The organism is Actinomadura flavalba DSM 45200, from assembly GCF_000374305.1.
GTDB lineage: Bacteria > Actinomycetota > Actinomycetes > Streptosporangiales > Streptosporangiaceae > Spirillospora > Spirillospora flavalba.
Genome location: NZ_KB894100.1, coordinates 119077 through 132429, shown reverse-complemented (window position 1 = coordinate 132429; position 13353 = coordinate 119077). Strand labels below are relative to the sequence as shown.

Here is a 13353-nt window from a genome sequence, read left to right as displayed (position 1 = left end):
CGCCGGGGCCGTCCTCCGCTTCAGCCGGGGGCCGACAGGCCGCTGTCGTCCTGGGCCAGCCACCACGGGTTGCGCCGGGCCCAGTCGATCGTGTGGGCCAGGCCGTCGCGCAGGTCCGTCGAGCACGTCCAGCCGACCCGCTCACCGATCTTGCGGGTGTCCGGAATGCGGCGGCGCAGGTCCTGGTAGCGGGCGCCGAGCGCGTCGGCGGTCGCGACCGGCGCGGGCGGCGCGGCGCCCGTCAGTTCCGCGATGAGGGCCGTCACCTCGCCGACCGAGGTCTCGGTGTGGCTGCCGACGTTGAACGCCTCGCCCGTCGCCGCCGGATGCCCGGCCACGGCGATCGTCGCGTCGATCGCGTCCTGGACGTAGGTGAAGCAGCGCGTCTGGCCGCCGTCGTCGTAGAGCACCGGCGGCAGGCCGTTCAGCGCCCGGTGCACGCCCCGGCTCACCACGAACGCGGGCCGCTGACGCGGGCCGTAGACGTTGAAGTACCGGACGATCGAGGCGTTCAGCCCCTTCTCCCGCACGTAGCCGAACACCAGGTGCTCGGCCAGGGCCTTGCTGGAGGAGTAGCACCAGCGGTCCACCGAGGTGGAGCCGAGGACGCGGTCGGCGTCCTCGGCCCACGGCACGGCCGGGTTCTTCCCGAAGACCTCGCTGGTGCTGGCGACGACGACGCGCGCGCCGGTCCGCGACGCCCGCTCCAGGACGTTGCGGGTGCCGAGCAGGTTGATGTCGATGACGTCCAGCGGCCGGTCCAGGTACCGGTCGACGCCGACGACGGCGGCGAGGTGGTAGACGACCTCGACGTCGTCGGGCAGTCCCGCCGTGACGTCGGCGGGGTCGCGCACGTCGGCCGGGACGTAGTGGACGCCGTCGGTCTTCTGGTCGGGCGGCGGGGAGCCGCCGTCGAGCACGGTGATCTCGTGGCCGCGCGCCGCGAGCGCGTCCACCAGGTGGCTGCCGAGGAACCCGCAGCCGCCGGTGACCGCGACCTTCGTGCCGCTCGTCACGCCGCTCACCGCCCGATGCCCCGGTAGGCGTAGCCGAGCCCCCGGAGCCGTTCGACGGTCGCCGCCGGGTAGTGCGCCCGGCCGTCGATCACGACGCAGTGCTCGGCCACGTGCGGGCGCAGCTCGGCGAAGTCCAGCTCGTCGAAGACGTCGTGCCGGGCCAGCACCGCGATACAGTCCGCGCCCGCCAGCGCGTCCCGGACGTCGGGCACGGGCGTCTGCCCGAACAGCTTGGCGACCTCGCCGGGCTCGGCGAGCGGGTCGTGCAGGACGACGTCGGCGCCGCCGTCGCGCAGCGCCGCGACGACCGGGAGGGTCGGCGTGGCGCGCAGGTCGCCGGTGTTGTTCTTGAACGCGACGCCGAGGACGGCGATGCGCGCCCCGGCCAGCGGCCGGTCCAGCAGGGCCAGTTCCCGGGCGACGAGGTCGGCGGTGTAGCCGGGCATGGTGTCGTTGACCTCGCGGGCGACGGGCACCGTGCGCAGGTCGATGTCGTGGTCGCGTCCCGCCTGCCACACCATCCACGGGTCCTTGGTGAGGCAGGAGCCGCCGACGCCGACGCCGGGCAGCAGGATGTTGACGTTGCCGCTGTTCTTGCGCATGGTGTTGGCCGCCGCGATGACCTCCAGGACGTCGACGTCCAGGACGCCGCAGAGCTTGGCGAGTTCGTTGGCCATGGCGATGTTGTGGTCGATCCACCAGTTGTTGGCGAGCTTGACCATCTCGGCGGCCTCCAGCGATCCGCACGGCAGCACCTCGGCGCCGAGCGTCCGCCGCCAGAACGCCGCCGCCGCGGCGGCGGCGTCGGGGTCGTGCCCGCCGATCGCGATCGGGAACGTGCGCAGCTCGTGCAGGGCCTGGCCCTCCGAGAGGCGTTCGGGGCAGAACACGACGCCGAAGTCCTCGCCCGCGCGCAGCCCGCCGCTCTCCAGCACCGGCACGGCCAGCGACCGGGAGACCCCGGGCGGGACCGTGCTCTTGAGGATGACGAGCTGCCCGGGGCGCAGCCGGCGTCCCACCTCGGCGCAGGCGCTGCTGAGGTAGACGTCCACCAGCCCGCCCTCGCGGACCGGGGTGTTCACCGCGATGATCACGACGTCGACCGTACCGACGTCGTCGAAACCCGTCGTGGCGCGCAGCCGCCTCGAGTCCAGCGCCGCGTTCAGCAGCTCCGGAAGCCCGGGTTCGCTGAAGTGCACCCGCCGTTCGTTCAGCCGCGCGACCACCTCCGGGTCGATGTCGATGCCCACCACGTCGACGTCGCCGTCGGCCAGCACCGCCGCGACCGTCGATCCCACATATCCGAGCCCGATGACCGCGACGGAGATCCGTTCGCGGTCGGAGAAGAAACGCATGTGCCGCCCATCTGCCGAAGAAGTGTTATGGACCACCGTCAGCGTGTCCCCGGCCCGCGCGACCGCGCATCTTCGGCGATGCCCTCGAAAGCGGTCGAATGCGGCCACCGCATTCTCGGAGATGCGTCCGCGCGGCGCCCGGCGGAACCATGAGTCGGAGCCGTCCGCGGAAGGGGACCGATGACGCACCGCTTTGACCCGGGCGACGACGTGGCGCTCACCGACTGGCTCACCGCGAAACGGGAGCGCCCCTTCGGCGTGACGCGCATTCCGCTGGCCGAGGTCGAGCACTGGGGCTACGTTCCCGAGAACGGCTCTTTCGAGCACCGCACCGGACGCTTCTTCACCGTCGGCGGAATTCACGTGGAGACCGACCACGGCGCCGTCCGCGAGTGGTGGCAGCCGATTCTGATCCAGTCCGACATCGCCATTCTGGGAATCATCGCGCGTACGTTCGGCGGGGTCCGGCACTTCCTGCTCCAGGCGAAGATGGAGCCGGGCAACACCGACGTGGTGCAGCTCTCCCCCACCGTGCAGGCGACGTCCAGCAACTACACGCGCGTGCACCGGGGGCCGCGCGCGCCCTACGTCGAGTTCTTCACCGAGCCCGAGCGCGGCCGGGTCCTGGTGGACGTGCTCCAATGCGAGCAGGGCGCCTGGTTCCACCAGAAGCGCAACCGCAACGTCGTCGTCGAGGTCGACGGCGACGTGCCCGAGCACGACGACTTCTGCTGGGTGACACTGGAGCAGGTGCACCGGCTGCTGCGCCGCCCGGACGTCATCAACATGGACTCCCGGACCGTGCTGGCCTGCCTGTCGGCCGTCGCCGCCCCCGCGCCGGGCGGGGAACGGGCGCTGCACACGCCCGAGGAGATCCAGAGCTGGTTCACCGGGCGCAAGGCCGCCTACCGGATGCGGGTGCGGCCCGCCCCCGTCACGGCGCTGCCCGGGTGGCGCGCCGACGGCGCGCGCATCGCGCCCGAGAACGGCGGCGGCTTCGACATCGTCGGCGTCCGGGTCCACGCGCAGACCCGCGAGGTGACGGCCTGGTGCCAGCCGCTGCTGGCCCCGCGCGGCGTCGGCCTGGCGGCGCTGCTGGTCCGCGACATCGGCGGCGTCCGGCACGTGCTGGTGCACGCCGAGGTGCAGCCGGGGCACCGCGACACCGTGGAGATGGGACCGACCGTCCGCTGGACGCCCGGCGCCGGCGACCCCGAGCCGGACTTCCTGGAGCACGTGCGGCCCGAGCGCGCGACGCTGCACTACGACGTCGTCCAGTCGGAGGAGGGCGGGCGCTTCCTGCACGGCCGCACCCGCTACGTCGTCGCGGAGGTCGGCGACGACTTCCCGGTCGCGGTGCCGGACGACTACCTGTGGATCACGCCCCGGCAGCTCGCGGACCTCCAGCGGCACAGCTACTACGTGACCATCGAGAACCGCAGCCTGCTCTTCCTGCTGTCCCGTTCACCGCTCACCGAGAACGACTCCTGAAGGAGCCCCGAGATGCGCGTCCTGATCGCATCGGTCCCCCATCCCGCCCACCTGTACATCGCCGTCCCGTACGCGCAGGCGTTCCAGCTCGCCGGGCACGAGGTCGTGTTCGGCACGATGCCCGGCGGGGACGCCGACGCGGTGGCCGCCGGGCTCCCGGCGGTGTCGTTCGGCGAGCCGACCCCGCTGTCGCTGGCGAACTGGAAGCGCCTCGGGCTGCTCCCCGACCAGGAGAAGCGACAGCGGTACACCGAGGTGCTCGGCCTGAACGAGGACGAGCAGGACTGGTGGGACACCTACTACCAGTACTACGCGTTCAACGCCCGGTTCTTCCTCCAGCGCGAACCGCGCGCCGACATCGACGGCCTGATCGAGTTCGCGCGGAAATGGAAGCCCGACCTGGTGCTGTGGGACGCCTGGTTCCCGCTCGGCGGCATCGTGGCGCGCGCGTGCGGGGCGCCGCACGCGCGCATCCTCATCGGGCCGGACTACAGCGGCTGGGCGCACAAGGTCCTGGCCGAGCGGGGCGGGCCGGAGACCGACGCGCTCGGCGGCGAACCGCTGCTGGAGGCGCTGCGCCCGGTCGCGGAACGGTACGGGGTGCCGCTCGACGACGACCTGGTGCTCGGCGCCCGCTCGCTGGACCCGCTGCCGCCCGCGCGCAGCCTCACCCCCGGCCCCGACACGCTGCCCGTCCGCTGGATCACCTACAACGGCGGCGCCGTCAAGCCCGAGTGGCTGCACACGCCCCCGGCCAAGCCGCGCGTCGCGGTGACGCTCGGGCTGTCGGTCCGGCTGTGGCAGCGCGGCGGCGACCCTCGGCTGACCAAGGTGCTGGAGGCGCTCGGGGAGCTGGACGTCGAGGTGATCGCCACCTGCGACGAGGAGCAGCTCAAGCAGGTGCCCCGGCTGCCGGACAACGTCCGCGTCGTGGAGTACGTGCCGCTGTCGCAGCTCCTGCCGACGTGCTCGGCGGTGGTGCACCACGGTTCCAGCGGCGCGTTCCTGTCGTCGATCGCGGCGGGCGTCCCGCAACTCGTGTTCCACACCGACGAGAAGCTGCGGCAGATCTTCAGCGGCGAGGGCGACGCCATCTCGGTGACCAACGCCGACCGCGACACCGACTCGTGGCTGTCGGGCTACATCGCCGAGCGCGGCGCCGGCGCCGCGCTCAACCACCAGACGGACTCGGTGACGGAGATCCGCGCCACGATCGCCAAGGTGCTCGGTGACCCGTCGCACCGGGCGGCGGCGCTGGAACTCCAGCGCGAGTGGCGGAGCCGTCCGGGCCCCGCCGACATCGCCGTCGAACTCGAGAAGCTGACCGCGACGGAAGGGTGAGGGGCCGATGCCGACACTCGTATGGGACTACGTGGGCGAGTACGAGAACGAGAGAGAGGACATCCTCGACGCGGTCGACACGGTCTTCCGTTCCGGCCGGCTCATCCTCGGGGAGAGCGTGCGCGGCTTCGAGACCGAGTTCGCCGCCTACCACGGGATCGGGCACTGCGTGGGGGTCGACAACGGCACCAACGCGGTGAAGCTGGCGCTCCAGGCGATCGGGGTCGGACCCGGCGACGAGGTCATCACGGTGTCGAACACCGCGGCGCCGACCGTCCTGGCGATCGACGGCGTGGGCGCGCGGCCCGTCTTCGTGGACATCGACCCCGAGACGTACCTGATGGACACCGCGCAGGTCGCCGCCGCGATCACCGAGCGGACGCGCTGCCTGCTGCCGGTGCACCTGTACGGGCAGTGCGTGGACCTCGCGCCGCTGCAACGCCTCGCCGAACAGCACGGGCTGAAGGTGCTGGAGGACTGCGCCCAGGCGCACGGCGCCCGGCGGCACGGCCGGCTCGCCGGGACGACCGGCGACGCGGGCGCGTTCTCGTTCTACCCGACCAAGGTGCTCGGCGCCTACGGCGACGCGGGCGCGGTCGTCACCGCCGACGACACCGTCGAGGAGAACCTGCGGCGGCTGCGCTACTACGGCATGGAGGAGCGCTACTACGTCGTGGAGACCCCGGGCCACAACGCCCGGCTGGACGAGGTCCACGCCGAGATCCTGCGCCGCAAGCTCGGCCGCCTGGACGACTACATCGCCGCGCGCCGCGCCGTCGCCCGCCGGTACGAGGAGGGCCTCGGCGACACCGGGCTGCTGCTGCCCGGCCCGGCCGAGGGCAACGACCACGTCTACTACGTCTACGTGGTCCGCCACCCGCAGCGCGACGCGGTGATGGAGGCGCTGCGCGGCCACGACTTCCACTTCAACATCAGCTACCCGTGGCCGGTGCACACGATGACCGGCTTCGCCCACCTCGGCTACGGGACGGGCGACTTCCCCGAGACCGAGTCGGCGGCGGACGAGATCTTCTCGCTGCCGATGTACCCCACGCTCGACCCGGGGCTCCAGGACAAGGTGATCTCGACGCTGCGCGACATCCTCGCGCGCGGCTGAGACCCCCCGCGACCGGAACCGGCCGGGACCTCGCGCGAGGTCCCGGCCGGTTCCGGTCGTCTCAGGGCCGGACGGCGACGAACAGCCCCGGCCGTCCCGGCCCGGTGTCCAGGAACTCCAGCCGGGCCGCGCCCGCGTCGGTGAACGCGCGCTCGTACTCGGCGCGGCTGAACAGCGCGAGCATGTGCAGGTCGGTGAAGTGGTCGATGCCGGACGCGGCGTCCGCGACGAGGTAGTGCACGGTCATCCGGTGCCCGTCCCCCTCCCGGACGGTGTGCGACATCCGGGAGATGGTGCGCCCGTCCACCGCGACGGTGTCGCCCGTGACGTGCCCGGACAGCGCGTTCTCGGTGAAGTGCCACGGCTCGATGAGCATGACGCCGCCGGGGTTGAGGTGGGCGACGCAGCGTTCCAGGGCGGCGGTGAGCTGCGCCAGGTCGTCCACGTAGCCGATCGAGCTGAACAGGCAGGTGACGGCGTCGAAGCGGCGGCCCAGCTCGAACGAGCGCATGTCGCCCTCGTGCAGCAGCGCGCCGGGCAGCCGTTCCCGCGCGACGCGCAGCATGTCGGGCGCCAGGTCGACGCCGGCGACGTCGGGGAAGTCGGCGGCGAAGTGCGCGAGGTTCGCGCCGGTGCCGCAGGCGACGTCGAGCAGCGACGACGCGGCGGGGTTGCGTTCGCGGACCAGGGCGGTGAGCCGGGCGGAGTCGGCGCGGTAGTCCCGGCCCCGGCCCCGGTACACCGCGTCGTAGATCTCCGCCCGCGAGTAGATCGGGGAGACGCCGCGCACTCAGCTCACCCTGACGTCGGGCACGTACCCGATCCACTTGCCGCCGGAGGCCCGGAAGCCCTCCTCCTTGGCCATGATCTCCTCGGCGTGGTTCCAGGCGAACAGCAGCGCGTAGTCGGGGTAGCTCCCGGCGAACGTCTCCGGCGGCTCGACGGGGATGTGCATCCCTGGCGTGACGCGGTGCTGCTTGGCCGGGGTCGTGTCGCAGACGTAGGAGACCAGGTCGGGCCCGATGCCGCAGTAGTTGGCGACGGTGGCGCTCTTGGCCGTGGCGCCGTAGGCGGCGACGGTGCGTCCCTCGGCGCGCAGCGTGCGCAGCAGCGCGACCAGGTCGTCGCGGATCGCCGCGACCGACGTGGCGAAGCCGGTGAGCACGTCCGGGGCGGTCAGCCGCCGCGCGTCCTCGGCGGCGCGCGCCTCGGCGACCGCGGGCGAGGGCGTGCGGGCCCCGGCGCGGGCGAGCGTGTAGCGGATCTCGCCGCCGTGGACGGGCAGCCGTTCGATGTCGACGAGCGCGAACCCGAACCGCTCGGCCAGCTCCGACACCGACCGGACGGTGAACAGGTAGAAGTGCTCGTCGTAGATCTGGTCGAAGGAGGTCTTGGCGACGATGTCGCCCCAGTACGGGTCCTCGAAGACGAAGACGCCGTCGGGGCCGAGCAGGGCGTCGGCGCCGCGCAGCACCGAGTCCAGGTAGGGGATGTGGCAGATGGTGTTGGCCGCGAAGATGACGTCGGCGGGCCCCTCGGCGGCGCGGACGGCCGCGGCCGTCTCCTCCTCGAAGAACTCGGTGCGCACCCGCACCCCGGCGGCGGCGGCGAGCGCGGCGACGCCGCCGGACGGCTCGAAGCCCAGGTGCCGCACGCCCGCGTCAGCGACGGTGCGTAGCAGCACCCCGTCGTTGCAGCCGATCTCGACCATGAACGCGTCGTCGTGGTCCAGCTCGGTGCCGAGGAAGCCGAGGGCCGTGCGGGTGAAGTGCTCGCGCATCACCGCCGAGCCCGACGAGTGGTACGGGTAGTCCTCGTGGAACATCCGCTCGCGCGGAACCTCCTCCATCAACTGCACCATCGTGCAGTCGCCGCACTGGCCGACCGCGAGCCGGTAGAAGAACTCCTCCGCGTCGTCGTCCGGACGCCGGAACGCGTCCGAAAGGGGCTGTCGGCCGAGGTCGAGGAACTCCTCGACGGCGCCTCCGCAGATCCGGCATCCGGTCACGCGGCACACCCTTTCTCCGTGGTCTCGTCGGCCGCGCCGTCCGCGCGGCGGGGCCGACCCGCGGGCCCAGCTTCCGACGCCGCGACGGCCCGCGCATCTCCGGGGTTGCTCGGCGGCGCGACCCCTGTCGCGCCGCTCTTGACAAGATGTTTTTTACGTACAAGCATATTTGTTAGACCGTGATCGCGTCCGCGACCGGAGCCGCATGACGAGAGAAGCGCGGCTCCGCGCACCGGCGTAGACACGGAGGCGGATCTTCGCGCAGCGCGGCGGCGTCCCGGCGTTCGCCCCGTTCCAGAGAGGAGCACCCATGGACGTCCCCGCAGCCGGTTCCGCTGCACCACGCGCAGGCCGGCGGGAGTACATCGGGTTGGCGGTGCTGGCCCTGCCGACCCTCCTGCTCGCCCTTGACATGAGCGTGCTCTACATGGCGCTGCCCCACCTGGCGGCCGATCTCGACGCCAGTGCCGTGCAGCAACTGTGGATCACCGACATCTACGGCTTCATGGTCGCCGGCCTGCTCATCACGATGGGCCGCATCGGTGACCGCATCGGCCGCCGCCGCCTGCTGCTCATCGGCGCGGCGGCGTTCTCGGTCGCCTCGATCCTGGCGGCCTACTCGCAGACCGCCGAGATGCTCATCGTGACGCGCGTCCTGCTCGGCATCGCGGGCAGCACGCTGATGCCGTCCACGCTCACGCTGATCAGCAACATGTTCCGCGACCCCAAGCAGCACGCCATGGCCATCGGCGTGTGGATGGGCTGCTTCCTCGGCGGCACGACGTTCGGGCCGGTCATCGGCGGCGTCATGCTGGAGTTCTTCTGGTGGGGCTCGGTCTTCCTGCTCGGCGTCCCGATCATGGTGCTGCTGCTGATCGTCGGGCCGCGCACCCTGCCGGAGTACAAGGACCCCGACGCCGGGCCGATCGACCCGACCAGCGTCGCGCTCTCGCTCGGCGCCGTCATCGGCATCGTGTACGGCCTCAAGGAGGTCTCCCGCGACGGCTTCGTCCTGTTCCCGACGATCGCGATGATCGTCGGCGCGGTGCTGGCCGTGCTCTTCCTCCAGCGCCAGCGCACGCTCGCCCACCCGCTGCTCGACCTCTCGCTGTTCCGCATCCGCACGCTCAGCTCCTCGGTGACGATGTCCGCCTTCGCGGGGCTGCTCGCCGGTGCGCACCTGTTCGTGTACCTGTACCTCCAGCTCGTCCAGGAGCTGCCGCCGATCCAGGCCGCGCTGTGGATGCTGCCGTCCGGCCTCACCACGCTCGTCAGCCTCATGGTCGGCCCGCTGATCGCGGCCAAGATCCGGCCCGCGTACGTGATGGCGGCCGGGCTGGTCATCGTGGCCTTCGGCTACCTGCTCATCACCCAGGTCGGCGGCGACGGCGACCTGGCCCTGCTGGTCAGCGGGCTCGTCGCGGTCGCGGCCGGCATCGGCCCGGCGGCCGGGCTCAGCGCGAGCCTCGCGCTCGGCTCGGTGCCGGTGGAGAAGTCCGGCACGGCGGCGGCGGTCAACGAGACGGCGGCCGAGTTCGGCATCGCGATGGGCATCGCGCTCATGGGCGTCGTCGGCACCGCCGTCTACCGGCACCAGATGGACGAGACCATCCCGGCCGGTCTGCCCGGCGACGTCGCCGCGACGGCGCGCGAGAGCGCACCGGGCGCCGCGTCGGTGGCGCAGGACGCGGGCGCGCAGGCGGCGCAGCTCATCAACGCCGCGCACGACGCGCTGGCGGCGGCGCTCAACTCCGCCGCCTGGGTCAGCGTCGGCATCGCGGTCGGGCTGACCGTCCTCGCCATCGCCGGTCTCCGGCACGAGCCGCCGACGGGCGAGAAGGAGGCCGAGGGCGCGGCCGCCGACCCGGCCGCTCCGGCCGCCGTCGCCGCCGACGCCGACGTCCCGCCCGCCGAGACCGCCGGTCCCGCGTCCGACCGCACCGGAGCCCAGCCGTGACACTCTCGCCCACCGACTGGGACGCGCTGCGCCGGACGCTGTCCGGCGCGCTCGTCCTGCCCGGCGACGCCGACTACGAGCGGGCCCGGCAGTCCGCGCTGCGCCAGTACGACGACATCCGACCGCAGGCGGTGGCGTACTGCGCGTCGCCCGCCGACGTGGCCGAGGTGCTCGCGTTCGGCGGCACGCACGCGCTGCCGACGGTGCCGCGCAGCGGCGGGCACAGCTACGGCGGCTACTCCTCTACCGAGGGCCTGGTGCTGGACGTGTCGCGGATCAACCACATCCGCCGCGAGAACGGCAACGTGGTGGTCGGGGCGGGCACCCAGTCCGTCGACCTGCTGCGCACCCTCGACCCGCACGGCGTCGCCGTCGTCGCGGGCGCCTGCCCGAACGTCGCGATCGGCGGGTTCCTCCAGGGCGGCGGCATGGGCTGGCTGACCCGGCGCTACGGGCTGGGCAGCGACCGGCTCGTCGCGGCGACCGTCGTCCTGCCCGACGGCCGCGCCGTGCGGGCCTCCCCCGACGAGCACCCCGACCTGTTCTGGGCGCTCCAGGGCAACGGCGGCGGCAACTTCGGCGTCGTCACCGAGTACGAGGTCCGGCCGGTCGAGCTGACGTCGATGGTGATGTACGCGCTGTCGTGGCCGTACGACGCGGCGGCGCGGCTGCTGGAGGTCTGGCAGCCGTGGGCGCTCGGCGCGCCGGTCGAGCTGGGCGCCGGGATCACCGTCACCGACGGCGACCCCGAGCGGCCGGGCCCGCAGGTGGACGTGCACGGGAGCTGGCTCGGGTCCGTGGAGGACCTGGACGCCCTGCTGGACGCGCTCGTCGCGGAGGTCGGCGTCAAGCCGCTGTTCCGCGGCGTGGAGCACAAGTCGTTCTACGCGGCGATGATGGAGACGTTCCTCTGCCAGGACCTGGAGGCCGACCAGTGCTACCGGGTCGGCTACTCGCCCGAGGCGGCGCTGCCCCGGGAGAACTTCTTCCAGCACCGCAACCGCATGTTCGACCGGACGCTGCCGGCCGCGCAGATCGGTGACCTGCTCGACCAGTTCGCGTCCGGGCGGCCCGAGCACCAGTTCCGCCTGATGTACGTGGACGCGTTCGGCGGCGTGGCCAACGAGCCCGACCGCACCGCGACCGCGTACGTGCACCGCACCACGCAGATCCTCGCCGGGTTCGGCGTCTCGCTGACCGACGAGAACTTCACCGGCGAGGACGTCACGGCCGCGAAGACGTGGCTGGCGGGCGGGTTCGGCCGGCTCGACCCCGGGTCGCTCGGGGAGAGCTACCAGAACTTCATCGACCCCGACCTGGAGGACTGGAAGACCGCGTACTACGCGGAGAACTGGGAGCGGCTGACGCAGGTCCGCGAGCAGTACGACCCCGAGGGGTTCTTCCGGTTCGCCCGCGCCGTCGACTGACGGCGACCCGAGACCCGCGGTGACCGGCCCCGCACCCCTCCGGGGGTGCGGGGCCGGTCATCGTTCCGGGCGGCCTCAGCGGGCCGGGCGGCGGGCGGTGATGATGACGAAGGTGCCGGGGCCGCCGTCGTCCTCGACGACGAGACCGGCCCGGTCGAGCCAGCCGTCCACCTGGTCGCGCTCGAACAGGTGCAGGCCGTCGGCGTGCTGCGGGAAGTGGTGGCGGCCGACGAAGTACCGGTAGACGGGGTCCTCGGAGTTGCGGAAGGTGAGCAGGGAGAAGGTGCCGCCGGGGCGCAGGCAGCGGCCGACCTCCGCGACGGTCGCCGCCGCGTCGTGCGGGAACGCCTGGAGCGCGTTCCAGCACAGGGCCGCGCCCAGGGACGCGTCAGCGAACGGGAGGCGGGCCGCGCTGGACAGCACGGCGGGCAGCGCGGGCAGCCGCCCGCGCAGCGTCGCGAGCATCGGCAGCGCCAGGTCGAGCGCGACGACGCGGTCCGGGCCGACGGCGTCGGCCAGCACCCGCGTCCAGCGGCCCGCTCCGGCGGCGACGTCCAGCACCGGCCCCTCGACGGGCCGGACGTGCTCGGAGATGTAGGCGTCCTCGTCGGCGGGCGTCACCGCACCGCCCCAGTTGGACCCGCACAGCCGCAGGAAGTTGGGGCGGGCGTGCGCCTCGTAGAAGAACCCCATGGTGGGGATCTCCGCGAGCTTGAACAGGAAGTCGGCGCCGCGGTCGGGACCGTCGCCGACGGCGGCGGTGAGGTCGAGGATGCCGCCGTCGACGGCGTAGGCGCGTCCGTCGCGGGTGCAGCGGGCGGTGGCGCCCGCGAACGCGAGCGGGCTGCCGCAGTCGGGGCAGCGGAACGCCGACGCGTGCCGGGTGAACAGCTCGGTTCCGGCCTTGGGCGGCCGGGGCGAGCGCGGCGGGACCGAGTCGACGACGACCGGCACGGGGGCGCCGTTGCGGACGGCCCAGTACGCCTTGGCGCCGAGGTGGCCGAGGACGGTCTCGGTGTCGTTGTCCCAGTGCCGGGCGATGTCGTCGGGGCCGAGCGCGTCGATCCAGGACTGGTCGAACGCCTGCTCGTCGTCGTCCAGGTCCCAGGCGGCCGGGGACGGGAACGCCCGGCCGAGGACGGGCGCGGCCGGGTCCAGGGTGTCCAGCGCGCGGTCGAGGCGGGACCGGTCGCCCGGGTCCACGCCGATCGCGTCGGCGGCGGCCAGCACCCGTTCGCGTTCGGCGGGCAGGTGCGCCAGCAGGTAGAGCAGCGCGAGCGAGGCGGGGCTCTCGGCGGGTTCGCGCCGCCACCGGTCCAGCAGCGCGTCGGCGTGCGCGGCGACCAGGGCGGTGACCGCGTCGGCCGTCGCGGCCGGGCGGGCCTCGATGAGGAGACCGAGCAGGACGGCCGCGAACGGCAGCCGCTCGGGGCCCGCCCCGTCCAGACCCTCGACGATCCCGCGCGCGACGGGCACGGCGTGCTCGCCCGCGGTCCCGGACTCCCAGACGGCGGTGATGAGCGTGGGCAGGTCGTCCGCGAGCCGGGCGGGCGGCGCGCCGGTGAACGCGCCGACCAGTTCCGTGACCGTGTGCGGCACGTGTGAGACCGTCATGGCCGTTCCCTCTCGATCGACAGATCT

General features: G+C 73.0%; 10 protein-coding genes. 5 read left to right on the top strand and 5 right to left on the bottom strand.

Features of this window, described 5'->3' with window-relative positions; translation table 11 throughout:
• Positions 1-20: 20 nt before the first annotated feature.
• Both C229_RS0124215 and C229_RS0124210 read right to left on the bottom strand, forming a co-directional pair.
• A complete protein-coding gene (locus C229_RS0124215) occupies positions 21-1016 on the bottom strand; it encodes an NAD-dependent epimerase/dehydratase family protein (RefSeq protein ID WP_018657705.1) in 996 nt (331 codons plus the stop codon).
• Between the two features lie 5 nt (positions 1017-1021).
• Positions 1022-2371 (bottom strand): nucleotide sugar dehydrogenase, encoded by a 1350-nt coding sequence (locus tag C229_RS0124210; RefSeq protein WP_018657704.1) that lies wholly within the window; start codon positions 2369-2371, stop codon positions 1022-1024.
• Positions 2372-2551: 180 nt separating this feature from the next.
• Between C229_RS0124210 and C229_RS0124205 the strand changes: the two genes are divergently transcribed.
• Genes C229_RS0124205 through C229_RS0124195 form a run of 3 tightly spaced genes read left to right on the top strand, consistent with a single transcriptional unit; the run spans position 2552 to position 6320 of the window.
• A complete protein-coding gene (locus C229_RS0124205; protein WP_018657703.1) occupies positions 2552-3862 on the top strand; it encodes an NDP-hexose 2,3-dehydratase family protein in 1311 nt (436 codons plus the stop codon).
• A 12-nt stretch (positions 3863-3874) separates the two neighbouring features.
• Positions 3875-5203, top strand: a complete 1329-nt coding sequence (locus tag C229_RS0124200) for a nucleotide disphospho-sugar-binding domain-containing protein (RefSeq protein WP_018657702.1) — start codon at positions 3875-3877, stop codon at positions 5201-5203.
• Positions 5204-5210: 7 nt separating this feature from the next.
• The gene (locus tag C229_RS0124195) at positions 5211-6320 is read left to right on the top strand and encodes a DegT/DnrJ/EryC1/StrS family aminotransferase (RefSeq protein WP_018657701.1); all 1110 of its coding nucleotides are present in this window, start codon (positions 5211-5213) and stop codon (positions 6318-6320) included.
• A 61-nt stretch (positions 6321-6381) separates the two neighbouring features.
• Here C229_RS0124195 and C229_RS0124190 read toward each other — a convergent pair whose 3' ends face one another.
• Together C229_RS0124190 and C229_RS0124185 are read right to left on the bottom strand one after the other, a co-directional pair.
• Positions 6382-7110 carry a class I SAM-dependent methyltransferase gene (locus C229_RS0124190; RefSeq protein ID WP_018657700.1) on the bottom strand — a complete coding sequence of 243 codons (729 nt, stop codon included), beginning with the start codon at positions 7108-7110 and terminating at the stop codon, positions 6382-6384.
• Positions 7111-8328 (bottom strand): class I SAM-dependent methyltransferase, encoded by a 1218-nt coding sequence (locus C229_RS0124185; RefSeq protein WP_018657699.1) that lies wholly within the window; start codon positions 8326-8328, stop codon positions 7111-7113.
• A 310-nt stretch (positions 8329-8638) separates the two neighbouring features.
• Here C229_RS0124185 and C229_RS0124180 point away from each other — a divergent pair, with 310 nt between their 5' ends.
• Positions 8639-10285, top strand: a complete 1647-nt coding sequence (locus C229_RS0124180; RefSeq protein WP_026314123.1) for an MFS transporter — start codon at positions 8639-8641, stop codon at positions 10283-10285.
• Positions 10282-11712 (top strand): FAD-binding oxidoreductase, encoded by a 1431-nt coding sequence (locus C229_RS0124175; RefSeq protein WP_018657697.1) that lies wholly within the window; start codon positions 10282-10284, stop codon positions 11710-11712. Before C229_RS0124180 ends, C229_RS0124175 begins: the two co-directional genes overlap by 4 nt.
• A 75-nt stretch (positions 11713-11787) precedes the next feature.
• On the opposite strand, the gene C229_RS0124170 is transcribed toward C229_RS0124175, so the two are convergent.
• Complete coding sequence (locus C229_RS0124170; protein WP_018657696.1) at positions 11788-13326, bottom strand: class I SAM-dependent methyltransferase; 1539 nt, start codon at positions 13324-13326, stop codon at positions 11788-11790.
• Positions 13327-13353 lie beyond the last annotated feature (27 nt).